We start from the raw sequence: 25880 nt of genomic DNA on the forward strand, positions 1-25880 counted from the left end.
CCAAGCGCCCCTGAGTACAAGCGCACAAAAACCGCTGGATGAATGGCAACGATGCCCGTAACAACGCAAACATGAAGATACTCTTTCTTGGCGACGTCATGGGCCGCGCGGGACGTGCTGCGATTACCACCCACCTTCCCCGGCTGCGTGCTGAATGGAAGCTCGATTTTGTCGTTGTGAACGGCGAAAACGCGACCTCTGGGATGGGGTTGTCGGGTGATCACGCCAACATTCTGCTGGACGCAGGGGCTGATGTCGTCACCCTTGGCGACCACGCGTTTGATCAGAAGGATATGCTGACCTTCATCGAGAAAGAACAGCGCATCATTCGTCCGATGAACTATTCCAAGGCCGCCCCCGGTGTCGGCGCGCGCGTGTTCAACGCACCCGGCGGACGCAAGGTTTTGGTGGCGCAGGTTTTGGGTCAGGTCTTTATGAAGCGCCCCTTCGATGATCCTTTCTCAGCACTCGATGCTGTCCTGCGCCAATACCCGATGGGCGGCCAAGTCGCCGCCAGCCTTATTGATATCCATTGCGAAGCCACGTCCGAAAAAATGGCCACCGGCCATTTCTGCGACGGACGTGCAAGTATCGTCGTCGGCACCCATACCCATGTGCCAACAGGCGACGCGATGATACTGTCCGGTGGCACTGCCTATATGACCGACGCGGGCATGTGCGGCGATTACAACTCAGTCATCGGGATGGAGAAGGCAGAACCAATGCGCCGTTTCATCACCGGCATGCCGAAGGCACGTTTTACCCCTGCATCCGAGGAGGCAACCTTGTCCGGCCTCTATGTCGAGACTGACAATCTGACAGGCAAAGCGACCAAGGTCGCGATGATCCGCCAAGGTGGCCGGTTGTCCCAAGCGGGGCCTGTATGATCTCTGTGCGGATGCAGCTGACAGGGTTTTTGTTGCTGCTGGGATGTGGTTGGGGGCTGACACAGCCTCTGATCAAGATCACGGTGACGGCAGGGTATCAGCCGTTTGGCATCGTCTTTTGGCAAATGTTGATTGGGGCTGTGTTGCTGGGCGTTTTGCGCTGGCGACAGATGGGGCGGATGCCGTTCACCATCAAAACGCTGGGCGTGTGGCTGATGATCGCGACCATTGGCACGCTGATCCCTGGCTACACGAGTTTTCGCGCGGCCTTTCATCTGCCCTCTGGCATCATGTCAATTGTCATCGCGACAATCCCGATGATGGCCTTTCCGATTGCCTTGGCATTGGGTAATGACCGGTTTTCGCTGCGTCGTTTAGGCGGACTTTGCCTTGGTATGATTGGTGTCGCCCTGATCGCCCTGCCCGAGGCTAGCTTGCTGGAACGCGCCATGATCGCCTTTCTGCCTCTGGCGCTGATTGCGCCATTTTGCTATGCCTGCGAAGGAAATATCGTAGCGCGCTGGGGCACCGCGGGGCTGGATCCGTTTCAGGTGCTTTTTGGGGCATCCGCCATCGGAACGATCATTGCGCTATCGCTGGCCCTTGGCACTGGGCAGTTCTTTGTACCGCAGTCACCCTTCATTCTTGCAGACGCCACGATGCTGCTGAGTTCCATCATCCATGTCCTCGTCTACTCCGGTTATGTCTGGCTGATCGCGCGGGCGGGGTCGGTTTTTGCAGGCCAAGTCAGCTATATTGTTACAGGGTCAGGCGTGTTTTGGGCGATGCTACTGTTGGGTGAGACCTATAGCCTGTGGATATGGGCCGCACTTGTCTGCCTAGCGGCCGGGCTGAGCCTTGTGCAACCACGGCTTGCCCAATCTGAACCGCTGGGCGAAACTCAAACCCATGGGTAATTATCTTTTCCTGAGCCAGACGCAGAGTGCGATCCTGACCATGGCGGTCGTGTTGGGCATGTTCGTGATGTTCCTGCGCGAGGTCTATCCGACTGAGGTGGTGGCAATGATCGGCGTCTCGATCTTGCTGGCCACCGGCGTGCTGCCCTATGAGGCCGCAGTGATGGCGCTGGCCAATCCTGCCCCTTGGACGATTGCCGCGATGTTCATCATCGTAGGTGCTTTGGTGCGGACCGGCGCGCTCAACGCCATGACCCAGATTGCCGAGCGACAAGCCAAAGTCAGCCCTGCGCGGGCGATCGGGGGCGGGTTGGTGTTTGTGGCGTTTGCAAGTGCGATCATGAACAATACGCCCTTGGTGGTCGTGATGATCCCGGTCTTCGTGCAATTAGCGCGGACACTGGGGACTTCAGCATCCAAGCTGTTGATCCCGCTGAGTTATGCCGCGATTGTGGGTGGGACAATGACACTTTTGGGCACCTCGACCAACTTGCTCGTCGATGGCGTGGCGCGCGCCTCAGGGTTGGAGCCCTTTGGTATTCTTGAGATTTTTCCTATTGGCGTTGTGGTGGTCCTGTGGACCTTTACCTACCTCTATTTCATGGCGCCGCGCCTGCTACCTGACAGGCAAAGTATGGCGACGATGTTGTCGGACAGATCAAAGAAAAAATTCTTCTCCGAGGCCCTCATTCCCCCCGACAGCAACCTGATTGGGCGCGAGGTGACAGGGGTGCAGCTGTTCAAGCGCGACGGCGTACGCCTGATTGATGTGGTCCGCGGCGATACCTCGCTGCGCCGCGCCATGAAAGATGTGACATTGCAAGTGGGTGACAGGGTGATCCTGCGCACCGAGATGACAGAACTGTTGTCTTTGCAATCCAACAAGGAACTACGCAGGGTCGATCAGGTATCGGCGGTCGAGACCACAACCGTCGAGGTGCTGATTACGCCCAATTGCCGGATGGTGGAGCGGCGTATGGGGTCAATGCGGTTGCGGCGGCGCTACGCGGTTTACCCGTTGGCGGTGCACAGGCGCGATGCGAATATCAGCGCACAGATCGATGATATCGTCGTGAAGGTCGGCGACACGCTGCTACTGGAAGGCGCACCTGAAGATATCCAGCGTCTGGCCGAAGATATGAACCTTGGCGATGTATCCGAGCCATCACAGCGCGCTTACAGACGCGGCCACGCACCCGTGGCGGTTGGCGTGTTATTGGGTGTTGTGACTTTGGCAGCCTTGGGTGTGGCTCCAATCCTGATGCTGGCGATGATTGGCGTAACGATCGTACTGATGACAAAATGCATTGATGCGGAAGAGGCGTTTTCTTACGTCGACGGCCGCCTGCTCGCATTGATTTTCGCCATGCTGGGGGTGGGGTCTGCATTGCAATCCTCGGGGGCGGTCGGGATCATTGCCGATACACTGTCGCCAGTCATGCTGGTACTACCGCCCTTCTTTGTCGTGCTGGCTGTCTATCTCCTGTCCAGCATCCTGACCGAGTTAATCTCAAACAACGCGGTCGCGGTCGTCATGACCCCGATTGCCATAGGGCTAGCGTCTGCATTGGGTGTTGACCCGCGCCCCTTGGTGGTGGCTGTGATGATCGCGGCGAGTGCCAGTTTTGCCACGCCCATCGGTTATCAAACCAATACGCTGGTCTATGGTCCGGGGGGGTATCGCTTCTCGGATTTTTTGAAGTTCGGCGTTCCGCTGAACCTGTCGCTTGCGCCCATCGTTTCCTTTGTGATCCCCTTTATCTGGCCGCTTTAGGCCGGGGTTGCGGGGGTCGGGTGGCTTGCCGTATAGAGACGCAGATTGAGGCGACACAAGACGAGGTTTTTGCCATGGCTGGCCACTCCAAATGGGCGAATATTCAGCACCGCAAAGGGCGGCAGGACAAGCTGCGCTCCAAACTGTTTTCCAAGCTGGCCAAGGAAATTACGGTCGCCGCAAAAATGGGCGACCCCGACCCTGATAAAAACCCCCGTTTGCGTCTGGCGGTGAAGGAAGCGAAATCAAACTCTGTCCCCAAGGATGTCATCGACCGCGCCATCAAGAAATCGCAGGGCGGCGACGCAGAGAATTATGATGAAATCCGCTATGAAGGCTATGGTCCCAATGGTGTGGCCGTGATCGTCGAGGCGATGACGGATAACCGGAACCGGACAGCGTCAACCGTACGGTCGACGTTTTCAAAAAATGGCGGAAACCTTGGCGAAACAGGTTCTGTCGGCTTCATGTTCGATCGCAAAGGCGAGGTGGTTTATCCAGCTGATGTTGCCGACGCGGATACCGTGATGATGGCCGCGATTGAGGCCGGTGCCGAAGATGTGCAAAGCGATGATGAGAACCATGTCATCTATTGCGCGGATACCGACCTTAACGATGTGTCAAATGCGCTTGAGGCGGAATTGGGCGAATCTGAATCGACCAAGCTGATTTGGAAGCCCAACATGACAACCGAACTGGATGTCGATGGGCTGACCAAATTGATGAAATTGCTGGATACGCTCGAAGAAGATGACGACGTCCAGCGCGTGACATCAAACTTTGAAGCGTCGGACGAAGTGATGGCGGCCTTTGCGGAAGGGTAGTAGTGATATCTCTGACGCTGGGTCAGAGATATAATCGCGTGTCGGTTCTGCGTTAAGTCAGGCCGTTCATACCCCTAAACAATGCCGCATGATTGCCTTTTGCGCGTGCAGCCGGTTTTCGGCCTCGTCAAAGATCACCGAATGTGGGCCGTCCATCACACTGCTGGTCGCCTCATCGTCCCGGTGCGCCGGCAGGCAATGCATGAAAAGCGCGTCATCCTTGGCCTTTGCCATCAGCGCGTCATTCACCTGATAGCCACGCAGCTGATTATGCCGCCTCTCCCTTGCGGATTGCGGGTCATGCATGCTGACCCATGTATCGGTGACAACCAAATCAGCACCTCGGACCGCCTCATCGGGATCGCGCACGGTAGTGTAAAGCCCTTCAAGCGCAGGCTCCGGGTCCAATGGTGGCGGACCGGTAAAGACCAGATCAAAATCAAACTGCTTGGCCGCATGGGCAAAGCTGGCAAAAACGTTGTTACCGTCACCGGACCAAACGACCTTTTTGCCTTTGATGGGACCGTTGTGTTCTTCAAACGTCATGATATCGGCCATGATTTGGCAAGGATGTGTGCGGTTTGTCAGCCCGTTTATGACGGGGACGGTCGCGTATTCTGCCATATCCAGCAGCGTTTGTTCTTCGAAGGTTCGGATCATGATCAAATCGACGTAACGCGACAGCACGCGCGCGGTATCTGCAATCGTTTCACCATGGCCTAACTGCATATCCGCCCCGGACAGCACCATGGTCTGACCGCCCATTTGGCGTACACCCACATCAAAAGATACGCGTGTCCGGGTCGATGGCTTTTCAAAGATCAGTGCAACCATATGGTTCGCCAAGGGTTGTTCGGCATCAGGCGTGCCCTTGGGCTTGCCCGCGCGCGCGATTTTCATCGCCTGCGCGTTATCGATGATGTCACGTAGCGCATCTGTAGGGGTGGTGTGAATATCAAGAAAATGGGTCATGTGTTTCGCTTTTCGGGGGCCGCAAAGGGCCGGTCAAATCAAAGGTGAGTCATCACTTGGACAAGGCGTCCTTCGCGGGTGGTTGCCAGACGCCTGTTCATGAAACGGGCTTGGCGGTATATAGTGATGGTGCGGGTGTCTGTGGTGCCGGGCCCTGCGGCGACCATGGGGTGTTTGACCCGCAGGTTGCGCACGTATGCTTCGATATATGCCACCGAATGGCCCTGCCCCACGAAGTCATTATCTCCGACAAAGGTTCCCATGGCGCGCGTGCCATGCGGCAGGTCAGCGAATTGCGGAAGATTAAAGGCGCGTACGTCATGATCATAGAGATAGGCAAAGGGCTGGCCGATCAGGCTGACCACCTGCATATTTATCTTTGGATTATCCATATCGTTTTCAATCAACGTAATCTGCTTGTCCGCATCGGGCCACCAGACCTTGACATGCGCTGTATCAAGCCAGCGGCGCATCAAGGGCAGGTCAGCCTCGGTTACCGGACGAAACGTGTAGTTACGCATTGGCCCCCATCACATGGGACGCCGCGGCATCAAGCCTCTGTGCGGCAAGTCCGATATCCTCATCCGGGATGTTCAGTGCAGGCAGCAGCCGCACGACGTTATCAGCGGCAGGCACCGTCAGCACACCTTCTGCAAAGCCTGCGTTGACCACATCGGTATTCGCCGCCTTGCATTTGAGACCCAGCATCAGGCCAGAGCCGCGTACCGCCTCAAAAACGTCCGAGTGTGCCGCAACAACCCCTTCCAGCTTTTGCCGCATCAGGCCTGCCTTGCGGTTCACTTCAGCCAAGAATGCATCATCGCTGACAATTTCCATCACTTTTGCACCAACGGCACAAGCCAACGGATTGCCGCCATAGGTTGAACCATGCGTACCGGTGGTCATGCCAGAAGCCGCATTTTCAGTGGCCAGCACAGCCCCCAAAGGAAAGCCCCCGCCAATGCCCTTTGCGACCATCATGATATCTGGTGTGATCCCTGCCCATTCATGGGCAAAAAGCTTGCCAGTACGGCCCATGCCGCATTGTACTTCATCAAGGATCATCAGGATGCCGTGTTGGTCGCACAGATCGCGCAAGCCTTTCAAGCAAGCATCAGGAAGCGGGCGGATACCGCCCTCACCCTGTACAGGCTCCACCATGATCGCCGCAGTGGTGTCAGACACGGCTGCTTGCAGCGCGTCATGATCACCAAACTCCAGATGGGTGAAACCGGGCAACAACGGGCCGAACCCTTTCGTCATCTTCTCGGACCCGGCGGCAGCAATGCCCGCGCTGGAGCGCCCATGAAATGAACCTGAAAAAGTAATGATCTCGGTCCGCGCGGGCTGCTCTTTGTCATACCAGTATTTGCGCGCCATCTTTATCGCCAGTTCGCAGGCTTCGGTGCCTGAGTTGGTGAAGAACACGGTATCGGCAAAGGTCTTATCAACCAAAGCATCTGCCAACTGCTGTTGCGCAGGAATATTATACAGATTGGACACATGCCAAAGCGCATTTGCCTGTCCCGACAAAGCCTCAACCAATGCAGGATGCGCATGGCCCAGCGCGTTCACCGCGATCCCGGCCCCCAGATCAAGAAAACGTCGCCCGTCGGCTTCCGTCAACCAGGACCCTTCGCCCGACACAAAGGTCAGGGGGGCACGTGAATAGGTCGGCAGAATAGATGCGATCATAGCGATCTTCCTTAAACGTAGGCTCGATTGGTGCAGGACCAACGGCTGTGTGTCAATAATGATAGAGGTTTAAGATGGACGTGGCAAAAGGCGGCGCGAATTAGCGTCGGCGTCGGCTTTCAATTGTTGCACAATTCATCATAGGGACGTGTTAACGCAGTTTTATGACGCAGGGAACCCCCAGAAAGCACCGACCATATGAGGCACCACTTTTGGCCTTCGACATCGGCGCTTGAAAGCCCAATCCGATAGGTCCACTGATGGCGCATGACCCTGCGCACCGCCAACCCGCCCCTCGCCGTTGCTTTTATGCTGACAGCGACTGCATTCATTGCAGGGACCATGGTGATGGCAAAATCGCTGGGCACCGATGCGCTTGGGCCGCCACTCCATCCGCTGCAAATCAGCCATGGGCGGTTTCTATTCGCCTTTCTGGCCATTGCCTCAGCCGCAGTGGTGATACGACCGAAGATCGCACAACCCCACCTTGGGTTACATATCGGACGGACCCTCTTTGGATGGGGTGGCGTTACGCTGATGTTCGCCGCCGTATCGTTTATTCCACTCTCGGATGCCACAGCGATCAGCTTTCTTAACCCGGTGTTCGGGATGCTGCTTGCCATCCCGCTTTTGGGGGAACGTGTCGGACGCTGGCGCTGGTTTGCAGCCTTCATGGCCTTGCTTGGCGCGCTCATCCTGCTGCGCCCCGGACCAGAGAGTTTTCAACTTGCGGGGTTGCTGGCCTTGGGTGCGGCGGTCACCATGGGGATGGAGTTGATCTTTATCAAAAAACTGGCCAACCGCGAAGCAGCGTTCCAGATCCTGCTGATCAATAATGCCATCGGCCTGTGTATCGCCACGCTGGCCGTCTTGCCGGTATGGAGCATGCCCACCCCTGCACAATGGGGCGCGTTGGCGGGTTTGGGTTTACTCATGGCCACAGCGCAGGCTTGTTTCGTAAATGCCATGGCGCGGGCAGATGCGAGTTTTGTCACCCCATTCAGCTATGTGACGCTGATTTTTGCAACGCTCTATGATTTGCTGATCTTTGATGTCTGGCCTGATGGGATCAGCATTATCGGCGCTATCACTATTCTGAGTGGTGCATCACTTTTGGCATGGCGCGAACGCCGTATACATGCCTGACGAGCGATAGCCGGCTCTTTACCTTATGCGGCCAAAATCTTGCCCCTTTTCTACTTTAGGTAGAATTTATGAGTGATGTTTACGAGTACCGGCGCGCGCCAAGTCGCGGACCTTTCTGGCTTGCCCTGATGGGGGCCATCATGCTGCTTATCGGCGTGGTGTATTATGATGCAACGCAGCTTGCGTGGCTGACATGGACGGCCATAGCCGTGACAATCGCATGGATGCCGCTGCCACGTCTTGTGTCAGGCGTCCGGATCGACCACACCCATCTGGTTTTGGCAGCATGGCGCAAACCGCGCCCGATTGCGCTGGATGACATTGCCCATCTGCGGATCTGGGAAAGCGGGATCGAAAACACGGTCACGATTGTCTACCGCGACGGCGATCAGGAAGAGGTCTTTGCCAGCGATCTGCCTGATATCGATACGTTGATTGCGGTGCTGGCAAACCGGGGCATCCCGGTGCGCGACGTCAGCTAGGATTTCAATCGATAGCCTGTATGCATCCAGCGCCAGCAGATGGCCAAAACAACCACACAAGCCGCACTGACCACCAACATGCCGATCCACGGGCTGCTGTCGCTGACACCGATCATCCCGAAACGAACCCCATCAATAATATAGAAGAATGGATTGGCATGGCTGAGACCCTGCATGACAGGTGGCAATGCTTCAATCGAATAGAATGTGCCTGACAGGAAAGCCAATGGCGTCACCAGAAAGTTTGAAATGGCTGAAAGCTGATCGAACTTATTGGCAAAGATGCCTGCAATCATGCCCAAACCACCCATCAAGACAGAGCCCAGCAAAACAAAGACCATCACCCACAACGGGGCCTGCATCCCGACACCCAAAAACAAGGTAGACCCGATTGCGATAACGACCGCCACCAAAGCGCCGCGCGCGACAGCACCGCCGATATAGCCCACAACCAGCTCTGCCGCCGATAAGGGCGGCATCAAAGTATCGACAATATTGCCCTGCACCTTGGCCGAGGCCAAGCTGGATGACGTATTGGCAAAGGCATTCTGGATCACCGTCATTGTCAAAATGCCGGGGGCCAGAAACACCATGAACGGCACGCCCATCACATCACCGCGCTGGGACCCGATGGCGATGGTAAAGATCAACAGAAACAGGCCGGCATTGATCAGCGGGGCCAAAACCGTCTGCGACCAGACATTCATGAAACGCTTGACCTCACGGCGGATCAACGTCCATGTGCCCAGCCAGTTGACCCGGCCAAAACGGCGCACACCCATCTGATTTGCCTTGGTCATCGCGGTATCCCCTTTTCAGACGTTCGGACATAGCGGATTGAACTGAAATGGCCAGCCCCCGCCTTGCCAGATGCGGGGCTGACCTGATCCGGCCCATGCAACAAGGTGGGCTGCATGCGACAGTTCGCCAAAAGATGCGTAAAACCGCCTTGCCCACCTTCACATCAGCAGCCGCAGTGATTAGTATGCCGGGGACTTGCACAAAATGACCCGATCCCTGGAAAACCGGATCCGGCCAGAAAATCAAAGGAATTCATATGTCCTGGACAGACGAGCGCGTTGAGACGCTCAAAAAGATGTGGGGCGAAGGCCAATCGGCAAGCCAGATCGCCAAGGAGCTGGGTGGTGTCACTCGTAACGCAGTGATCGGCAAAGTGCACCGTTTGGGGCTTTCGAACCGGGCTGGGTCTGGTGGATCTGCAGCAAAAGCGACACCCAAGGAAAAGCCGGCCGCTGCTGCGAAGCCTGCCGTGAAAGTTGCACCCAAGCCAAAAGCCGCACCCGCCTCTACCCCACCAAAGGAAGAGCAGGAGCTGGACGAGAACGGCATCCCGATTTCGGCAGCACGCCGGGCGATTATTCCTGCCGGTCAGCCCTTGCCCCCGCAGCCCTCGGCCAATGAAATCAGCCCAGAGGCGCTGGCGAAAGTCAGCGAAGTGGAAAAGAGCGCAAAACGGATCAGCCTGATGGAATTGACCGAAAAGACCTGCAAATGGCCGGTCGGTGATCCGGCGACGGATGATTTCTGGTTCTGCGGTCTGGCCGTGCAACAAGGAAAACCCTACTGCGAGGCGCATGTGGGCGTGGCATTCCAGCCAATGTCATCGCGGCGCGACCGGCGGCGCTAACCGGTTACCCCGGCATGTAAGGTGGATCATGATCCACCTTACTCTTCGCCCCGCACACTCAGCTCAGAAATTGTGCAATCACGTGGTGCTGCAGTTTCTTGCCATCAGGATCAAGATCGGTCTTAAGACCGCAAAACGCCTCACCCCATTGGGACGTGCGTGTGCGGATGGGCGGCGTGTCTGATGCAATGCAGCCCATCACAACTTGCGCAACTTCATCAGCGGTTTGATAGATATCACCACCACTCTGACGATTTTGCGAGCCGCCAACATACTTTTGCAAGATCGGCAGATATTCATCTTCAAGCATCCCTCCGGTCTCTTCGACTTGTTTCAGGACGCTTGATGCGAACTCTGACGTGATGCCACCAGGTTCGACCACCGTGAAGTTGATCCCGAAGGAGGGTGAGATATAGGACGCCATGGCCTCCATATAGCCTTCAACGGCAAACTTTGCGCCGCAATAGATTTCGTTAAAGGGCTGCCCGACAAGGCCACCAACCGACGAGATAGACACAACATGCCCACTGCGTTGCTTTCGGAAATGCGGGATCACCGCTTTCACACAACGCACCACACCCATGAAATTCACATCCATGACCCACTGAACATCCGCTTCGCTGGCCTGTTCAGTCGAGCGCACAAAACCAGCGCCCGCATTATTGATCAGAACATCAATACGCCCCGCATCGTTCAGGACCGCATCAACGCAAACGTCAACCGAAACGGTGTCTTGGACATCCAGTTGCAGCACATCAATGCTCACACCCGCATCCGACGCCGCAGTATCAAGCGCATCACGTTTGGCAAGGTTCCGCATTGTTGCGTAGACCCGATGCCCGGCGCGCGCGCTTTGGACGGCAAGGCTGATACCAAGACCGGACGAACACCCGGTGATCAGGATAACTTTCGACATTGAGATAACCTCTTCTTTGCGTGTCGTCAGATTTAGCAGCACTTGTTTCGACACAAGCGCCTTAACGGGTCACGATCGGTATGACTTTACCGCCTCTGCCGAGGCGATAAGCGCATCGCGGGCAGGGATGAATTTGAAACCAAATGTTTTCTCGGCTTTGGCCCCAGATACCGCTGTGGTCCGGCCAAGGTTCCCGCGGATCGCTTTCATATCAGCCATAAACAAAGCCAGCAGTTTGATCAGCCACACCGGTGCCTTGCGTGTCGGCGCCTTGGTGCTGGGGTCCCATTGCTTCAGCATGCGCGCAATATCGATGAATTGCAGGGTTTCAGCAACGGCGGCAAAGCGTTCACCCTTCGCGGCCTCCAGATCAATCGCAGCGACATGCATCATCGCCACATCACGCACATCGACAAAGATCAGGTCCAGCGGCGGCGCCAGTGGAATCTTGCCTTCCATCAATTGCTCAACAATCTCAAGCGAGGCGCCATAGCGTGCATCCATCGGCGGGCCAAAGACAGCACCGGGATTAATTGTGGTCAGCGTTATGTCGGGGTTATCGGCAACGAAATCCCATGCTGCCCTTTCCGCAAGGGTCTTGGACGCCTCATAGGCACCGACAAAAGGCGCATCAGCTGTTGTCCAATTGGTTTCATCAGAAGGCTGCATCGGCGGCTTGTCGGCCTGTTTATAGATAGCCACACAAGACGACGTCAGGATTACGCGTTTGATGCCCGCAGACTTGGCCGCTTTCATCGCGCGCAGCGTTCCGTCAACAGCGGGGCGAATAAGTTCTTGCGGGTCCTTGGGTTCTGCAAGCGGAAAAGGTGACGCGGTATGCATCAGAACATCGCAGCCTTGCATCGCATCCTCCCAGCCCTCATCCTTGCTCAGATCAAGATAGGCAAACTCTAACGCGGCATCAGGAAAAAGCGCCTCCAACTCCACTTTGCGCGCCTCCGACCGGATCGAGGCCCGCACGTCATAACCTTTCTCAAACAGCTCTCGCAGGATGTGTTTGGCGATGAAACCGGACGCGCCGGTGACGAAAACTTTGGTCATTGTGTTAATCCTATGGCTTTGCACAGCATATCAAACGCCAGATCCGCGTCGCTGCTGTGCAGGTTTTCGGTGATGACAAGGTCGATCTGGAACAGGATCAACCGGCCGATGAATGCTGCATTTGGGCCCTTGATCATGTTGTGATCCAAGGCGTTCTGAATCCAAACCGCATAAGGTGCGAGGTGCTGCTCGATCTCTGCCTGCATCTGTTCGCTGGCTAGCCCTGCGTCCAAAAGCAGATGCATGATCTCACGCTCTTGCGGATGCGCCCGGGCCCGCGCGAGATACCCTTGCCAGTTTTCATACAGATTTGCGCGGTCAAAACGCGCATCACCTGCATGGGGCATCGCGGCAAACATGCCCAGTTTGGCATGCTGATAAATCGCGTCGATCAACGCCTGCTTGGTTGAAAATGCATTGAAGAGCGTCCCATTCGACACGCCCGCTGCTTTGGCAATACGCGCCGTCGAAACCCCAACCCCTTCAGAGAGGAACAACACGGTTGCGGCATCAATGATTTGCAGTTGTCTGTCATTCATAAGGAATACATAATTAGAGTGACTAGTCAGTCAATACGTGAATGGGTTTATTTTGTCTTCGAGGGCATTCAAATCTGCAGACGACCTGGAAACGCCGCAAACCCATTCCAAACGCCGCAGCATCACGCTATACGCGCGCCATGACGCAAAACCCGCCCAGCCTTCGCCCTGACCTCGCCCCTGCGGCGAAAATCTCTGACGCGCCGCGCGACGGCCAGCCGACCATCGGCATGGTCAGCCTTGGATGCCCCAAAGCGCTGGTTGATAGCGAGCGTATCCTGACGCGGTTGCGCGCCGAGGGCTACGCGATCTCGCCCGATTATGCGGGGGCTGAAGCAGTGATCGTCAACACCTGCGGGTTTCTGGACAGTGCCAAAGCCGAAAGCCTTGATGCCATTGGCGAAGCTTTGCAGGAAAACGGCAAGGTTATCGTCACAGGCTGTTTGGGGGCAGAGCCTGATTACATCCGCGAACATCACCCTCAGATTCTTGCCGTGACGGGCCCGCACCAATACGAACAGGTGCTGGATGCCGTCCATGCCAACGTGCCCCCTGCTCCTGACCCGTTTATCGACCTGCTGCCTGCCAGCGGCGTCAGCCTGACACCCCGCCATTACAGCTATCTGAAAATCTCGGAGGGCTGTAACCACAAATGTAAGTTTTGCATCATCCCTGACATGCGCGGGCGCCTTGTATCCCGCCCCGCACACGCGGTCCTGCGCGAGGCGGAAAAACTGGTGCAGGCCGGCGTGAAAGAACTGTTAGTCATCAGTCAGGACACCTCCGCCTACGGGCTCGACCGCAAATATGATCTGAACCCGTGGAAAGATGGCGACGTACGCAGCCACATCACCGATCTGACACGCGAACTGGGCAGCTTGGGCGCTTGGGTGCGCCTGCACTACGTCTACCCCTACCCTCATGTGCGCGACCTGATCCCGATCATGGCGGACCCTGCCAATGGCGTGCTGCCCTACCTTGATATCCCGTTCCAACATAGCCACCCTGATGTGCTACGGCGTATGGCGCGGCCTGCTCCGGGGGCGAAAACGCTGGATGAAATCGCCGCGTGGCGCGCCCAATGCCCCGATATCACCCTGCGGTCGACTTTCATCGTAGGCTACCCCGGCGAAACAGAGGCTGAGTTCCAGCACCTGCTGGACTGGCTGGATGAGGCGCAGTTGGACCGGGTCGGTTGTTTTCAATATGAAAACGTGGCCGGGGCGCGATCAAACGCGCTGCCCGATCATGTTGCAGCCGAGGCCAAACAAGAGCGTTGGGACAGGTTCATGGCCAAAGCGCAAGCGATCTCAGAGGCGAAGCTAGCCGCCAAGGTCGGGCAGACCCTTGAGGTGATCGTGGACGACATTGATGAAGATGGGATCGCCACTTGCAGGACATGGGCGGACGCGCCGGAAATTGACGGGAATTTGTTTATTGATGAAGGTGCTAAGGGATTAGTCGTCGGCGACGTTGTAAACGTCGACGTGGAAGAAGCTGGTGAATATGATATGTGGGGCGCATTATGCGTATAAAACCAGGGTAGCACCAAGATGAAAGAACTCATCCTACATATAGGTCAACCGAAAGCAGGAAGCTCTTCGTTGCAAAGAACGTTTCACCGCTCGCGAGAGGCGCTTCTGGAGCATGGCGTATTATACCCACAGACAGTTTGGGGGGTTAGTCACCGCGTTGTCAAAGCGCATTTCTGCGGGATTGAAGGAGCACAGCGTAGGGATGTCGAGAGACATAACAACGATGAGGTCGCGATTATTGCTGAGGCTGATCATGCCTGGCAGGTTATTCTTGATGATATTGCAAAAAATAACCCAGAGATTGTCGTTCTAAGCGCCGAACAATTTTACTCTATTGGCTTACTCGCGGGATTCCGTCAATTTCACGATGAAATCGTGCAGATGGCCGAGAAGGTGACCGCCGTGGTCTACATTCGTGCTCCGGAAGCGCGCCACTTGTCGCTTTGCAATCAAGCACTGAGAGGCCGCATAGTCAGATCCGCGCCGACAGAGCGCGTTGCTGTTCGCGATAAACTGGAACCCTATCTCGCCTCTGATAAGATCAATCTGTGTGTTCATGAATTCAATCGCGCGACCTTGATTGAGGGCGATGTGGTGCGCGATTTCGTCTCGCGCTACATTCCAACTGAGGCTGCAAAAGCGATCAAATGGCTCCCAGACGATCAAAATGTATCCATTTCTGCTGAGGCCATGGTACTCCTCGAAGAGGCCTGTACTGGCAAAATCCCATTTGTTAATCCTGAAGACGATTTGATGGTAAATGAGTTCCGTCGCCGAGTGGTCGCTGCAGATGCAAATATCCCCGGCAAAACCCGGCCTGCTTATAAACCTGGCATCGCAAGGGTTATCCAAGATGTTTTCACCGACCTGGATTGGGTCCGCGACACCTTTGGTATCGATTTTCCCAAACCACCAATGCTGCAGGACCCACCTGATATTCGTGCCGAGGACCTGAAGAGTGTGCGCGATCTTTGCCCCATAGATGAGGCGCGCTACCAAGGGATTTTAGAGGACGCCAAACAGGGGATGGATAAAAAACAACCAAGCAGCTCGACCGAAACCAGAACGTTAGCGGAGTTTCTATCAGCACTCCGCTTTGGCTTTCGCTTCGTGACGCGTCCCATTCGTCAAAGTCGTATTGCAAGGAAGGTACGCAAGACTGTGAAAGGATAGCATGATCGGCGCGTCATCCCTCAGGCCTGATCCAAATAAACTCTGACCGCGTCCTGCACCCGGCGAAACCGGTCTCCGCCCAGCTTTATCCCGCCAAACCACCGTGTCACAACGATGATGTGGCCCTCCAGCCCTTCGCGTTCCAGCATCCGCAGGATTACCATCCCTGCCCCGCTTTCCCCGTCGTCATTCTTTACCGGCCCATCGGGCAGCAGAACGGCCCATGTGTTATGCGTTGCCTTGGCGAATTTCTTGCGACGGCAAAGTGTTTTGACAAAAACCTTCGCCTCCTCCGCCGAGGCCACGGGCCCACCAGAAACCGCGTATTTGGATCCGCGGTCGTTTCGTACATTCTCGATAATCTTCAGGGAACTATTCCCAAATCAAGAGATCACTTCACGCGGTGCTTCGTAACTGCAACCGCCGCGGTCGCTCAAATCGTCAATCGGCGATGTCGTATCTGCGACTTCGGCACAGGTGCCTGCGGTCTGATCCCATGTCATGCCAACCGGGCAACTTTGGGATTGGACCATAGGCTTTGTCAGGTTTGGCAGTGTCACTTCTTGGGCATATGCACCCATGGGCAACAACGCGGTAGCAAGTACAATGAGACGCATCCGGTCCTCCTGCAATCATTTGATGAATTTATACTAACCCGATCTGCCAAATTATCAAATGACCAGCCGTCGCATCTGTTAACCTGTATTAAGGCCCCAATCCCACGGTTTTTGCTAGTCTTGTCCCATATAGAATGGAGAGGGACATGAAAGACACTGTGCCGGACGCCAAACCCAAACCACGCAAACGCCGCAAACCTGAAGGCGAAGGTTGGGCAGATCCTTAAGGTGATTGTGGACGATATCGATGAAAATGGGATCGCCAACTGCAGGTCATGGGCAGACGCACCAGAGATCGGCAGAAACTTGTATACTGATAAAGCGGATGGGCGATTGGTGGTGGGGGATGTTTTGAAGGTCGACGTCGACAAAACTGGTGAATATGGTTTGTGGGGAGCACTCCGAACAGAGCAGTGAGAAGATTGAGAATGAGACAAATCATCGTTCATATCGGCCATCCAAAAACAGGCACATCAACCCTTCAAAAGTGCCTCCACAGGTCTCGCGGCGCATTGCTGCAACATGGGGTGCTGTATCCACACACTATTCGCGGCAATAACCACCTTGCGATTAAGCCCCTTTTTGTTGGGCCAGAAGCAGCGGACCGGAACGAATTGCGCCGACATAAAGGGAACTACGATGCAATCATGGAAGATGCGCAGAATGCATGGACACTGGTCTGCAATGACATCGCGCGGCATAAGCCGGAAACCGTGATTTTAAGTTCTGAAGGCTTCTTTGGCTTGGGCAAAAATGATGGGGTGCGGAAGTTCGTACAAGAACTGAAGGCGATGGCAGATGAGGTCACCTTTGTTGCATATATCAGAGCACCCTCTGCGTTTTATCTTTCGTCATTGAGCCAGAACATTAAGTTTTCAGGAAGCTTCAGACCTCACAATCGACTCAACTTTTTTAGATCGTCTCTACAGCACTACCTGCAATTGACAAACGCAACGACAAACGTCCACAAATTCGATCGTGCCGAGCTGATCGGCGGCGATATCGTGCAGGATTTCACCACGCGCTACCTGACAAAAACAGCGGCGTCAGCGGTAAAAATGGCAGAATCTGAGGCCAATTTGTCGATGTCAGCCGAGGCCATGGCCCTTCTGGATGACATCGACGCCGGTACCGCGCCCAAGCCATATGATCAGTTGCGCGTTTTGACCAAGGAGCAGCAACGCCATATCCTGAGAATTGATAGGCGGCTCCCCGGAGGAACGAGCCCCAAGTACAAGCCAGGGGTCGCACGTATCATCCATGATGCTACCTCAGATTTGGAGTGGGTCGAGAACACTTTAGACATCCGATTTGAACGTCCCGAGGCTCACCCCTCTGCGCGGTTCTTACGGCTTGATGAACTTACAAGCGTGCGCGCCATTTGCCTGATCAACGAACAACGCTATCAGCAGCTTGGCGATAAGGCCTTAAAAGGACTGGCGCGGGCAAATCAAAAGGACCGGGTGGCGGCCGCAATACACCCGCTCATACCAAAAGCGGTTCTTCGCGCCGCCAACGGTTTTCGAAACTCATTTCGCGCAATAACCCGACCAATTCGTCACAGCGGATTTGCGCGCCGTATACGAAACCAAGTCAAGCTCTTAAAAAAACGACTGTTCCTCTAAGCCAGAACGATACGCGTGCCAGCGCAAGGTTTCGCGGCCCTAGTGCCGCATTTGAGCGACAGCTCAAAACCTTGCTTCGTCTAGTGCAAGTCCGTACAGCGCAGCAATTGCGGTTAAGATGACGGCTGCCGCCTTAAGACATCACCTCGCGCACAGCGTCATAATTGCAGCCTCCTGCACCGCCCAAGCAGCCCATCGCAGGGCCACTTTGTGTAACCTCGGCGCAGGCGGGGTTACTCCACGCCATGCCAACATGGAGATGCGACCGCAGGCTCTGTCATATCTGGCAGTGTCACTTCTTGCGCATATGCACCCATGGGCAATAAAGCGGTAGCAAGTACGATGAGACGGTATTAACCCGACAGGCGACATTATCAAATGATCCGCTGTCGTACCTGTTGACCCACATCAAGGCCGCGTTCTTTGGTCTTTGTTATCCTCACTCCAAGCCCGCAAGGAGAGGAACATGAAAGATAACGTGGTCAAAGCCAAACCGAGACGCCGCAGAACCGGCCATTTGCCCAAGCTGGCACGCCGTCCCTATGAGGCCGAGAAAGCCGAATTGCAGGCAGAGTTGTTGAAAGTGCAGCTTTGGGCGCAAGAGACGGGCCAGCGCTTTGTCCTGCTGTTTGAAGGCCGTGATGCCGCTGGCAAGGGCGGCACGATCAAGCGCTTTACCGAACACCTCAACCCACGGGCCGCCCGTGTTGTTGCCTTGAATAAACCGACCGATGAAGAACGCGGTCAGTGGTATTTTCAGCGTTACATCAACCATTTGCCGACTTCTGGCGAGATGGTGCTTTATGACCGCAGCTGGTATAATCGCGCCGGTGTTGAACGTGTCATGGGGTTTTGCGAACCTGAGGAATATCTTGAATTCATGCGCCAGACCCCAGAGTTAGAACGTATGCTCACCCGCTCTGGCATCAGGCTTTACAAATACTGGTTCTCGGTCACACAAGACGAACAAAAGCGCCGGTTCGAGGCCCGCGCGACCGACCCCCTCAAGCAATGGAAACTTTCGCCCATCGACAAGGCCAGCCTTGATAAATGGGAAGATTATACCGAAGCCAAAGAGGCGATGTTTTTCTATACCGATACCGCCGACGCCCCTTGGACAGTTGTGAAATCCAACGACAAGAAACGCGCGCGCCTCAATTGCATGCGCCATTTCCTATCCACATTGGATTATCCCGGCAAGGACCATGCGATTGCCCAAGCCCCTCAGACACAGATTGTGGGCAGTGCCAAGAAGGTGATTCACAAAGCCGACCATATATTAGGCACCGCGCTGCATCCTGACACGCGACACACCAAATCCTAAGACGATGCCTTGCCGCCAAAGCATGTCTCAGCTTTAACCACGCGTATGCCTGCGCCCTTCAGCCGAAATCAATACGTTGTCCTTTTTGTTTGCGTGGCGATCTTTGCGCTTGGGCAGTTTCATCGGGCATCCGGCGGTGTCTTCACGCCAATCCTGATGGACCGTTACGCCCTGTCCGCAGCGACGGTGGGTGGTCTGGTCTCGGCGATGTTTTTTGCAACGATTGCAGCGCAAGTACCCTTTGGCATCGCGCTTGACCGGATCGGACCACGTATGGTGCTGAGCATTTGCCTATGCATCATCGCGATTGGTACAGGCGTGTTTGCAGTGGCCCAAAGCTTCGATATGGCTTTGGTATCGCGCATCCTGATCGGGGTCGGGCTGGCCGCGATGGGGGCCGCGAGCCATGTGATCATCGCGCGGAATTTCACCGCACGGGATTTCGGCTATATCAGTGGCCTCGTCGTAACATTGGGTGGGATCGGCGGGTTGCTGGGGACATATCCTTTGGCCATCGCGCTGGAAAATCTTCCTTGGGCCGTGGTCTTTGGCAGCGTCGCTGCGCTGACTGTGATCCTGGCGGCAGGCGTTTTCCGTGTCGTGCGCACCGGTGGCATCACAAACGAAACCGCCGCAGAAGCCGGACCTCAAGGCGGTTATCTGACCTTGCTCCGCCAACCTGAGTTTCGAAAAATTCTGGCGCTCGGGGCCGTTGCCTATGCCCCCATCACCACGATCACCGGCCTGTGGGGTGGGCCTTTCCTGCAAGATGTGGCGGGGCTTTCTGCCGAGCAATCGGGGGCAGTGTTATTGCTGCTCTTTGCCGCCACAATCGCCGCCGGATATGTCTTTGGTCTGCTGGACCGGAACGCACCCTCACGCAAAGCCCTGATCTATGTGGCATTTGTGGTGTCGGCTGCCTGTCTGCTGTCACTCGCCGCCATCGCGAACCCACCCGTTTCATTGGCGATAGGACTATTGGTGATCATGGTCTTCAGCCAGCAATTCTATATCCCGCTGGGCGCGCATATGCGCAAAACGGTAGCAGACACCCATCTGGGCCGTGCATCGACATTGCTGTCACTGGTGTCCGTCGCCGCCATTCCGCTGATGCAACTGGGTTTCGGTGCTATTCTTGACGCGACCGCTAGAAAGGGCTTTGAGACATCAGATCAATACCGCATCGCATTTGCCACGATGGGGGTGACTATCCTCGCGGCTGGGCTGATCTATAGCACCGCGCGCGATATCAACGATGCGGCCTGAAATCTAGGCCTGCCGCAGTTCGGCAAACGTCTCGCGGTTCACGCAATAATCCGGGGCTTGATCCACGTGCTCTCTTTCCGCCAAGAGCCGGTCGCATTTCTCGACCTGCGTGCATCCACGACAGCCCGTGATCATGTCGGCATATGCCACGATGTCGATCTTGTCTTCGTCCAATGCGGTTGACAGATCAACCTCACAGGCTTTGGCCATTTTGATGACACGCCAAAAGTGTGCGCGAGGGTCGCCCAAGGTTTGCATCTTTGGTCCTCCGATTGCGGATGATGTTGACCTAACATGCTGCGGCATGCCGAACCTTGCGCTAGATCAAGTCATCCGCATAAACGTTCATATCCCGCCAGCGACTGATCGCGCGCTCATTCCGCGTTCAACCGGACCACGTTCCAAGACTTGCAGCAAAGAGCACCTGAAATTCGCGGGCAGAACCGCAACGCATTGCCCCCGCCCTGCACCATCGCTATCTAGGGCCAAACCCTAATCTTAGCGGAGCGTCCCCTCATGGCTGCCAATCAATTCGTCTACTTCATGGACGGCGTGTCCAAAACCTATCCCGGCGGGAAAAAAGTCTTTGAAAACATCCGCCTGAACTTTCTGCCCGGCGTCAAAATCGGCGTGGTCGGCGTGAACGGCACCGGTAAATCCACGCTGATGCGGATCATGGCGGGCCAAGACAAGGATTTCGCAGGCGAAGCATGGGCAGCCGAAGGCGCGCGCGTGGGTTACCTGCCGCAGGAACCGGAATTGGACCCCAATCTGACGGTGCGCGAAAACGTCATGCTGGGCGTGGCTGACAAAAAGGCCATTCTGGATCGCTACAACGAAGTGGCGATGAACTATTCCGAGGAAACAGCGGATGAGATGGCACAATTGCAAGACCAGATCGACAGCCAGAACCTCTGGGACCTCGACGCGCAGATCGACATCTCGATGGAGGCGCTGCGCTGCCCGCCCGATGATGCAGACGTGACCACGCTCTCGGGTGGTGAGAAACGCCGGGTGGCGCTTTGCCAACTGCTGCTGGATGCGCCAGATATGCTGCTGCTCGACGAACCGACCAACCACTTGGACGCGGAAACCATCGCGTGGCTGCAACAGCACCTGATTGATTACAAAGGTACAATCCTGATCGTCACGCACGACCGCTATTTCCTTGATGCGATCACCGGCTGGATTCTGGAACTCGACCGTGGGTCCGGCATCCCACATGAAGGCAACTATTCCAGCTGGCTGGAGGCCAAAGCCAAGCGATTGGAACGCGAAGCCAAAGATGACAAATCCAAGCAACGCACGCTGGCACGCGAATTGGAATGGATGCAACAGGGCGCCAAGGCACGCCAAGCGAAATCCAAGGCCCGGATCGCGGCCTATAACGAAATGGCCAACCAATCCGAGAAAGAAAAACTGGGCCGCGCCCAGATCATCATCCCGAACGGACCACGCCTCGGCTCTAAAGTGATCGAGGTTGATGGGCTGAAAAAGGCCATGGGCGACAAGCTTCTGATCGAAGATCTCACCTTCGACCTGCCCCCCGGCGGCATCGTGGGCGTGATTGGCCCGAACGGCGCGGGTAAATCCACGCTGTTTTCCATGCTGACAGGGCAGGCGGAACCCGACGAAGGGTCGGTGACCTATGGCGATACGGTCAAGCTGTCCTACGTTGACCAATCCCGCGATGCGCTGAACCCCGACACGACAGTGTGGGAGGAAATCAGCGGCGGGGCCGAGATTATCGAGCTGGGTGACGCGTCGATGAACAGCCGCGCCTATTGCTCGGCCTTTAACTTCAAAGGTGGTGATCAACAAAAGAAAGTGGGCCTACTCTCGGGTGGTGAACGCAACCGCGTGCATATGGCCAAACTGCTAAAGTCGGGTGGCAACGTCCTGTTGCTCGACGAACCAACCAACGATCTTGACGTCGAAACGCTACGCGCGCTCGAAGATGCCTTGGTCAGCTTTGCAGGCTGCGCCGTGGTGATCAGCCACGACCGCTTCTTCCTCGACCGTATCTGCACCCATATCCTTGCCTTCGAAGGCGACGCGCATGTGGAATGGTTCCAAGGGGCGTTTACGGATTACGAAGAAGACAAAAAAGCAAGGCTGGGGGCAGACGCGCTTGAGCCGAAGCGGATGAAGCACAAGAAGTTTGTGCGGTAATTCATACCATCGGACAAAAAAGGCGCATCTTCTTCAAGATGCGCCAAACTTTTTTTGCTCATGCCAGCTGTGGCTAGAAACCTTTTTGCAGACATTACGCTTAAAAGCGTGATGAACAAAATACCAACATCAACGGTACAGCCTTATGATGAAAATTATTGCATTTTCGTTTTGCCGCCATCGTCATCATCATCGTCAACAACATCATCATCATCGTCATCGTCATTATCGCTGCTAGCCACAACACCGATCACAAGTGCCAAAATCGCCACCGGAATAACCCAGCCAGGAACACTGCTTGCTGGTGCAGCTTCAACGGGATCTTCGACAACGACAGGCGCTTCGACGATTTCATCGGCCAGCCCACCGGCCGATGCCGCTGTACCTGTCAACACAAGGGCGGAAATCGCTGCAATACCAGCTTTAATTCGTTTGAACATCTATACCTCCTTTACAAACCAAACACCAATTGCGTCAACATTAAGCGTGAGCTTAACTTCGCGCAACAAGAAGTTGATTATGAACCGTTGTGGCCACACTATTCCTATGCATTAAAGCAACAGCACTGGCGCTCAAGTCGCGGACAGACCGGCAATCTCAAGGGCACGTAACGCATTGAAGTCAATCTTGTTTAGCCTCCCCGAAACCATGCAACTCACTTGCGTCCGATCCGGACGGCACAGTGATCAAGCCGCGTTCTTCAATGCGGTCGAGGCGCGCGCGACCGCAATCAGGGAGTATCTTTCTAGCACACCAGCTCGCGTGGTGATCGCCATTTCGGATCCAATTGATTGCATCGTGAGCCTTTTTGCGGTCTGGGAATGCGGCGCCTGCGCCGTGGTGGTAAACCCCGACATCAAAGCAGGCGAGCGGGAAAACGTCATTGCGAGCACTGGCGCTGCGCTCTGGCTCAACGATGACGAAGTGGCGGCATTGCCACCGCAGGCAGCGGATCCTGACAACATAGACGGTGCAGCGCTTATATTGATGACCTCTGGTACGACCGGCACGCCTAAGGGTGTAACGCACAGCATTGATGGGCTTCGCGCGCGGCTTGACGCAAACCTCAGAGAGATTGGCCCCGCCGCCTTGCAGAACACGCTCTGCATATTGCCACTTTTCTTTGGCCATGGCCTGATCGGAAACGCTTTGACAGCGCTCTATGCTGGACAGCACCTTTGGCTTTTGCCCAAAATAGGAATTCCAGAGATGGCCAGCTTTGGGGCGACGCTCGACACACACCAGATCACCTTCCTCAGTTCGGTACCATCGTTCTGGAAGATGATCCTCGCAACCTCTGCGCCCCCGCAAGCCGCGCTACAGCGTGTCCATGTCGGATCCGCTCCACTTGCTCTGGCCTTGTGGGAAAAGATCGCGCGATGGTGTGGTACGGAAGCCGTCTTCAACACATATGGGATGACCGAGACGGCCAATTGGATCTCCGGCGGTGCATTCAGAGATGTTGACTGCTGTGACGGCTATGTCGGCAAACCGTGGGGCGGCGCGTTTCGGGTATTGCGTGACAACAGGTTGCATCGTGATGGCCAAGGAGAAATTGCAGTGAAAAGTCCAGGGCAAATGCTGGGATTCTGGCGTGACCCTTTGAAAACAAGCAAGATCATGATGGGCGACTATATGTTGACCGGTGATCTCGGGCATCTGGCGAAGGATCAATCGCTGACATTGATCGGTCGCACCAAGAATGAGATTAATGTCTCTGGCATCAAGGTTCTGGCCGAGGAAGTCGACATGCTTCTTGAACGCCACCCGGACGTTGCAGAGGCTTGCAGCTTTGGTATTCCTGATCCGGTCTCGGGTGAAAAGGTCGCTGCTCTCGTCCGGCTCAAGTCAGACAGTGCCGACGCAAAAGAGTTGATAGCTTGGTGCCGCGAAAACGTGCGGGCTGATGCGGTCCCTTCAAAGATTGAGTTTGTGAATGAAATCCCTAAGAATGATCGGGGCAAAATTGCACGGATCGAGGTTAAGCAACAGATGTTGGCAAAATGGTTCTAAGCAGAATGCGGCGCAAACCGCCCGATCCCTATTTATGTAAACCGATCATCACAGAGCGTTTCAATCTGGTAAATTGCACCCGATCAGAGGCAGTCAAGGTAACAGCCCCCTGGCGCAATGATCCCGAAATACTGCAGAACCTTATGACGTCACGCACCGAGTATTCGGTTTTTCGTTGGGCCAAATTGATGGGGCGCGCGAATGGGTATTCGCGCTTTACACATGCGATTGTCGCGAAGGACATCAAAGGCACAATTGGCGTTCATAAACTAAGCCTCAATAAATCCGGCACCGCCAGCCTGACGATCGTCATCCATGCTCGCAGTTGGTGGGGCAAAGATGTCTTCGAGGAGGTGCGCACAGCAATCCTCGATCACTTTTCCCAATCAGATCGAGTTGTGCGTTTTTATGGCCGGGTGTTGAGCCGGAATGTTAGCTCAATCTACAACTACAACAAAATGGGTTTTCGCATGATTGGCTATGATCGCAAAGCGTGGCTGTCACCCGGCACGGGCGAACATCATGATAGTGTCCATTACGAGATGTTGGCCGAGGACTGGATTAAGAAACGCGGTAAGGAGGTGGGCGCAGATGCCGAGTGAAACATTTGCGTTGGTGGCTGAAGCCTTGAACATATCGCCAGATAAGGTGACAGTGGACACCAGCCTGATGACCACATCGGAATGGGACAGTCTGGCACATTTTCGCATGGTTCTTGCGGTAGAAGAGCGTCTGGGCCGCCCACTGGACCCGATGGAAATCACGACATTAGTGGATGTTACGTCAGTCGCACGTATCATAGAGGCCGACAGGCCCGAAACATCCTAGATTTAGATACTGCCTTAGATTACCTGCCCCGCCAAAACACATACCCAAGCCACCCCGACCCCAATTGCGGTTACCGCCACAGCCGCTGATCCGCAGTCTTTTGCATATTTCGCTGCGTCTCGCTTGTCCGTGCCAATGTCATCCACGACCCGCTCAATCGCGGTGTTCATGCATTCAGCCGCAAGCACAATGATCCCGCCCATCAGCAGCATCCCACGTTCACCCGCACTTAGCGGCAACGCAAAGGCCAACACAGCGAAAGCGGCATTCGCCACCAGCCATTGCGCCAATGATCCTTCGGTTTTGTAGACATGGGCAAAGCCGTCCCAGGACCAGATCGCCCGTTGCTGTATTCGCAGAATTTGTTGCCACATCGTTGTTAACCTCTCACACTTTGAGTTGAGTGTGCGGGTTTAAACCTTGCCTGCCAAGGGATTGGAGTGACCCGACGAAACATTTGACCGG

General features: G+C 55.4%; 29 protein-coding genes. 17 read left to right on the top strand and 12 right to left on the bottom strand.

The annotated features are described in order from the left end of the window. Positions 1–71: 71 nt before the first annotated feature. The 4 genes from BC777_RS06915 to BC777_RS06930 all read left to right on the top strand — a co-directional run bounded on the left by BC777_RS06915 (position 72) and on the right by BC777_RS06930 (position 4402). Complete coding sequence (locus BC777_RS06915) at positions 72–887, top strand: TIGR00282 family metallophosphoesterase (protein WP_100368036.1); 816 nt, start codon at positions 72–74, stop codon at positions 885–887. Next, entirely contained in the window at positions 884–1804 is a 921-nt protein-coding gene (locus BC777_RS06920; RefSeq protein WP_100367365.1) for a DMT family transporter, read from the top strand. The genes BC777_RS06915 and BC777_RS06920 overlap by 4 nt, the downstream gene beginning before the upstream one ends. Beyond that, positions 1797–3578, top strand: coding sequence for an SLC13 family permease (locus tag BC777_RS06925; protein ID WP_100367366.1), 1782 nt, complete (start codon positions 1797–1799; stop codon positions 3576–3578). The genes BC777_RS06920 and BC777_RS06925 overlap by 8 nt, the downstream gene beginning before the upstream one ends. Positions 3579–3652: 74 nt before the next feature. Next, complete coding sequence (locus BC777_RS06930; RefSeq protein WP_100368037.1) at positions 3653–4402, top strand: YebC/PmpR family DNA-binding transcriptional regulator; 750 nt, start codon at positions 3653–3655, stop codon at positions 4400–4402. Between the two features lie 66 nt (positions 4403–4468). Here the strand turns inward: BC777_RS06930 and argF are convergent, their stop codons facing one another. From argF to BC777_RS06945, 3 genes are read right to left on the bottom strand one after another with little or no spacing between them, the layout of a single operon-like run. Beyond that, entirely contained in the window at positions 4469–5374 is a 906-nt protein-coding gene (gene argF / locus BC777_RS06935; RefSeq protein ID WP_100367367.1) for an ornithine carbamoyltransferase, read from the bottom strand. 38 nt (positions 5375–5412) lie between these two features. After that, the gene (locus BC777_RS06940) at positions 5413–5895 is read right to left on the bottom strand and encodes a GNAT family N-acetyltransferase (RefSeq protein WP_100367368.1); all 483 of its coding nucleotides are present in this window, start codon (positions 5893–5895) and stop codon (positions 5413–5415) included. Next, on the bottom strand, positions 5888–7069 hold the full coding sequence (locus BC777_RS06945; RefSeq protein ID WP_100367369.1) for an aspartate aminotransferase family protein: 1182 nt from the start codon (positions 7067–7069) through the stop codon (positions 5888–5890). The genes BC777_RS06940 and BC777_RS06945 overlap by 8 nt, the downstream gene beginning before the upstream one ends. Positions 7070–7336: 267 nt before the next feature. Here BC777_RS06945 and BC777_RS06950 point away from each other — a divergent pair, with 267 nt between their 5' ends. Together BC777_RS06950 and BC777_RS06955 are read left to right on the top strand one after the other, a co-directional pair. Further along, entirely contained in the window at positions 7337–8215 is an 879-nt protein-coding gene (locus BC777_RS06950) for a DMT family transporter (protein ID WP_100367370.1), read from the top strand. A gap of 68 nt (positions 8216–8283) precedes the next feature. Then, positions 8284–8697: a hypothetical protein gene (locus tag BC777_RS06955; protein WP_100367371.1), complete on the top strand. Its 414-nt coding sequence runs from the start codon at positions 8284–8286 to the stop codon at positions 8695–8697. Here the strand turns inward: BC777_RS06955 and BC777_RS06960 are convergent. Continuing rightward, a complete protein-coding gene (locus BC777_RS06960) occupies positions 8694–9497 on the bottom strand; it encodes an ABC transporter permease (RefSeq protein WP_100367372.1) in 804 nt (267 codons plus the stop codon). The genes BC777_RS06955 and BC777_RS06960 overlap by 4 nt on opposite strands. Before the next feature lie 257 nt (positions 9498–9754). Here BC777_RS06960 and BC777_RS06965 point away from each other — a divergent pair, with 257 nt between their 5' ends. Beyond that, a complete protein-coding gene (locus BC777_RS06965) occupies positions 9755–10345 on the top strand; it encodes a GcrA family cell cycle regulator (protein ID WP_100367373.1) in 591 nt (196 codons plus the stop codon). Positions 10346–10403: 58 nt separating this feature from the next. On the opposite strand, the gene BC777_RS06970 is transcribed toward BC777_RS06965, so the two are convergent. From BC777_RS06970 to BC777_RS06980, 3 genes are all read right to left on the bottom strand, one after another. Further along, positions 10404–11261, bottom strand: a complete 858-nt coding sequence (locus tag BC777_RS06970) for an SDR family oxidoreductase (RefSeq protein WP_100368038.1) — start codon at positions 11259–11261, stop codon at positions 10404–10406. A gap of 69 nt (positions 11262–11330) precedes the next feature. Beyond that, positions 11331–12323: an SDR family oxidoreductase gene (locus BC777_RS06975; RefSeq protein ID WP_100367374.1), complete on the bottom strand. Its 993-nt coding sequence runs from the start codon at positions 12321–12323 to the stop codon at positions 11331–11333. Continuing rightward, a complete protein-coding gene (locus BC777_RS06980) occupies positions 12320–12862 on the bottom strand; it encodes a TetR/AcrR family transcriptional regulator (protein ID WP_100367375.1) in 543 nt (180 codons plus the stop codon). The genes BC777_RS06975 and BC777_RS06980 overlap by 4 nt, the downstream gene beginning before the upstream one ends. A 140-nt stretch (positions 12863–13002) precedes the next feature. Here BC777_RS06980 and rimO point away from each other — a divergent pair, with 140 nt between their 5' ends. Then, positions 13003–14397 carry a 30S ribosomal protein S12 methylthiotransferase RimO gene (rimO, locus tag BC777_RS06985; RefSeq protein ID WP_100368039.1) on the top strand — a complete coding sequence of 465 codons (1395 nt, stop codon included), beginning with the start codon at positions 13003–13005 and terminating at the stop codon, positions 14395–14397. Between the two features lie 18 nt (positions 14398–14415). Continuing rightward, positions 14416–15570 (top strand): hypothetical protein, encoded by a 1155-nt coding sequence (locus tag BC777_RS06990; RefSeq protein ID WP_133122526.1) that lies wholly within the window; start codon positions 14416–14418, stop codon positions 15568–15570. Between the two features lie 20 nt (positions 15571–15590). Here the strand turns inward: BC777_RS06990 and BC777_RS06995 are convergent, their stop codons facing one another. Together BC777_RS06995 and BC777_RS07000 are read right to left on the bottom strand one after the other, a co-directional pair. Continuing rightward, positions 15591–15938, bottom strand: a complete 348-nt coding sequence (locus tag BC777_RS06995; protein WP_100367377.1) for a YigZ family protein — start codon at positions 15936–15938, stop codon at positions 15591–15593. Between the two features lie 15 nt (positions 15939–15953). Beyond that, complete coding sequence (locus BC777_RS07000; RefSeq protein ID WP_100367378.1) at positions 15954–16187, bottom strand: hypothetical protein; 234 nt, start codon at positions 16185–16187, stop codon at positions 15954–15956. A gap of 219 nt (positions 16188–16406) precedes the next feature. Here BC777_RS07000 and BC777_RS19360 point away from each other — a divergent pair, with 219 nt between their 5' ends. The 4 genes from BC777_RS19360 to BC777_RS07020 all read left to right on the top strand — a co-directional run bounded on the left by BC777_RS19360 (position 16407) and on the right by BC777_RS07020 (position 20402). Further along, a complete protein-coding gene (locus BC777_RS19360; protein ID WP_281251796.1) occupies positions 16407–16604 on the top strand; it encodes a hypothetical protein in 198 nt (65 codons plus the stop codon). An 11-nt stretch (positions 16605–16615) separates the two neighbouring features. Beyond that, positions 16616–17812, top strand: a complete 1197-nt coding sequence (locus BC777_RS07010; protein WP_100367380.1) for a hypothetical protein — start codon at positions 16616–16618, stop codon at positions 17810–17812. Between the two features lie 466 nt (positions 17813–18278). Further along, complete coding sequence (ppk2, locus tag BC777_RS07015; RefSeq protein WP_100367381.1) at positions 18279–19136, top strand: polyphosphate kinase 2; 858 nt, start codon at positions 18279–18281, stop codon at positions 19134–19136. 45 nt (positions 19137–19181) lie between these two features. Further along, positions 19182–20402, top strand: a complete 1221-nt coding sequence (locus BC777_RS07020) for an MFS transporter (protein ID WP_100367382.1) — start codon at positions 19182–19184, stop codon at positions 20400–20402. Between the two features lie 3 nt (positions 20403–20405). On the opposite strand, the gene BC777_RS07025 is transcribed toward BC777_RS07020, so the two are convergent. After that, positions 20406–20660, bottom strand: a complete 255-nt coding sequence (locus BC777_RS07025) for a DUF6455 family protein (RefSeq protein WP_100367383.1) — start codon at positions 20658–20660, stop codon at positions 20406–20408. A 258-nt stretch (positions 20661–20918) separates the two neighbouring features. Here BC777_RS07025 and ettA point away from each other — a divergent pair, with 258 nt between their 5' ends. Continuing rightward, positions 20919–22574 (top strand): energy-dependent translational throttle protein EttA, encoded by a 1656-nt coding sequence (gene ettA, locus BC777_RS07030; RefSeq protein ID WP_100367384.1) that lies wholly within the window; start codon positions 20919–20921, stop codon positions 22572–22574. Between the two features lie 155 nt (positions 22575–22729). On the opposite strand, the gene BC777_RS07035 is transcribed toward ettA, so the two are convergent. Further along, entirely contained in the window at positions 22730–23014 is a 285-nt protein-coding gene (locus BC777_RS07035) for a hypothetical protein (RefSeq protein WP_100367385.1), read from the bottom strand. A 358-nt stretch (positions 23015–23372) separates the two neighbouring features. Here BC777_RS07035 and BC777_RS07040 point away from each other — a divergent pair, with 358 nt between their 5' ends. The 3 genes from BC777_RS07040 to BC777_RS07050 are packed head-to-tail and all read left to right on the top strand — an operon-like array spanning position 23373 to position 25415. Beyond that, positions 23373–24587, top strand: coding sequence for a class I adenylate-forming enzyme family protein (locus tag BC777_RS07040; protein WP_168769095.1), 1215 nt, complete (start codon positions 23373–23375; stop codon positions 24585–24587). A 5-nt stretch (positions 24588–24592) separates the two neighbouring features. Continuing rightward, a complete protein-coding gene (locus tag BC777_RS07045; protein ID WP_168769096.1) occupies positions 24593–25189 on the top strand; it encodes a GNAT family N-acetyltransferase in 597 nt (198 codons plus the stop codon). Further along, positions 25179–25415: an acyl carrier protein gene (locus BC777_RS07050; protein WP_100367388.1), complete on the top strand. Its 237-nt coding sequence runs from the start codon at positions 25179–25181 to the stop codon at positions 25413–25415. Before BC777_RS07045 ends, BC777_RS07050 begins: the two co-directional genes overlap by 11 nt. 14 nt (positions 25416–25429) lie before the next feature. On the opposite strand, the gene BC777_RS07055 is transcribed toward BC777_RS07050, so the two are convergent. Next, complete coding sequence (locus BC777_RS07055) at positions 25430–25789, bottom strand: diacylglycerol kinase (protein ID WP_100367389.1); 360 nt, start codon at positions 25787–25789, stop codon at positions 25430–25432. Between the last annotated feature and the right edge of the window lie 91 nt (positions 25790–25880).

Origin of the sequence: Yoonia maricola (genome assembly GCF_002797915.1) — a bacterium.
Classification (GTDB): Bacteria; Pseudomonadota; Alphaproteobacteria; order Rhodobacterales; family Rhodobacteraceae; genus Yoonia; species Yoonia maricola.

Coding starts and splice junctions, on each gene's coding strand:
- BC777_RS06915 (WP_100368036.1), top strand. CDS start 72: ATGAAGATACTCTTTCTTGGCGACGTCATGGGCCGCGCGGGACGTGCT.
- BC777_RS06920 (WP_100367365.1), top strand. CDS start 884: ATGATCTCTGTGCGGATGCAGCTGACAGGGTTTTTGTTGCTGCTGGGA.
- BC777_RS06925 (WP_100367366.1), top strand. CDS start 1,797: ATGGGTAATTATCTTTTCCTGAGCCAGACGCAGAGTGCGATCCTGACC.
- BC777_RS06930 (WP_100368037.1), top strand. CDS start 3,653: ATGGCTGGCCACTCCAAATGGGCGAATATTCAGCACCGCAAAGGGCGG.
- argF (WP_100367367.1), bottom strand. CDS start 5,374: ATGACCCATTTTCTTGATATTCACACCACCCCTACAGATGCGCTACGT.
- BC777_RS06940 (WP_100367368.1), bottom strand. CDS start 5,895: ATGCGTAACTACACGTTTCGTCCGGTAACCGAGGCTGACCTGCCCTTG.
- BC777_RS06945 (WP_100367369.1), bottom strand. CDS start 7,069: ATGATCGCATCTATTCTGCCGACCTATTCACGTGCCCCCCTGACCTTT.
- BC777_RS06950 (WP_100367370.1), top strand. CDS start 7,337: ATGACCCTGCGCACCGCCAACCCGCCCCTCGCCGTTGCTTTTATGCTG.
- BC777_RS06955 (WP_100367371.1), top strand. CDS start 8,284: ATGAGTGATGTTTACGAGTACCGGCGCGCGCCAAGTCGCGGACCTTTC.
- BC777_RS06960 (WP_100367372.1), bottom strand. CDS start 9,497: ATGACCAAGGCAAATCAGATGGGTGTGCGCCGTTTTGGCCGGGTCAAC.
- BC777_RS06965 (WP_100367373.1), top strand. CDS start 9,755: ATGTCCTGGACAGACGAGCGCGTTGAGACGCTCAAAAAGATGTGGGGC.
- BC777_RS06970 (WP_100368038.1), bottom strand. CDS start 11,261: ATGTCGAAAGTTATCCTGATCACCGGGTGTTCGTCCGGTCTTGGTATC.
- BC777_RS06975 (WP_100367374.1), bottom strand. CDS start 12,323: ATGACCAAAGTTTTCGTCACCGGCGCGTCCGGTTTCATCGCCAAACAC.
- BC777_RS06980 (WP_100367375.1), bottom strand. CDS start 12,862: ATGAATGACAGACAACTGCAAATCATTGATGCCGCAACCGTGTTGTTC.
- rimO (WP_100368039.1), top strand. CDS start 13,003: ATGACGCAAAACCCGCCCAGCCTTCGCCCTGACCTCGCCCCTGCGGCG.
- BC777_RS06990 (WP_133122526.1), top strand. CDS start 14,416: ATGAAAGAACTCATCCTACATATAGGTCAACCGAAAGCAGGAAGCTCT.
- BC777_RS07000 (WP_100367378.1), bottom strand. CDS start 16,187: ATGCGTCTCATTGTACTTGCTACCGCGTTGTTGCCCATGGGTGCATAT.
- BC777_RS07010 (WP_100367380.1), top strand. CDS start 16,616: ATGAGACAAATCATCGTTCATATCGGCCATCCAAAAACAGGCACATCA.
- ppk2 (WP_100367381.1), top strand. CDS start 18,279: ATGAAAGATAACGTGGTCAAAGCCAAACCGAGACGCCGCAGAACCGGC.
- BC777_RS07020 (WP_100367382.1), top strand. CDS start 19,182: ATGCCTGCGCCCTTCAGCCGAAATCAATACGTTGTCCTTTTTGTTTGC.
- BC777_RS07025 (WP_100367383.1), bottom strand. CDS start 20,660: ATGCAAACCTTGGGCGACCCTCGCGCACACTTTTGGCGTGTCATCAAA.
- ettA (WP_100367384.1), top strand. CDS start 20,919: ATGGCTGCCAATCAATTCGTCTACTTCATGGACGGCGTGTCCAAAACC.
- BC777_RS07035 (WP_100367385.1), bottom strand. CDS start 23,014: ATGTTCAAACGAATTAAAGCTGGTATTGCAGCGATTTCCGCCCTTGTG.
- BC777_RS07045 (WP_168769096.1), top strand. CDS start 24,593: ATGCGGCGCAAACCGCCCGATCCCTATTTATGTAAACCGATCATCACA.
- BC777_RS07050 (WP_100367388.1), top strand. CDS start 25,179: ATGCCGAGTGAAACATTTGCGTTGGTGGCTGAAGCCTTGAACATATCG.
- BC777_RS07055 (WP_100367389.1), bottom strand. CDS start 25,789: ATGTGGCAACAAATTCTGCGAATACAGCAACGGGCGATCTGGTCCTGG.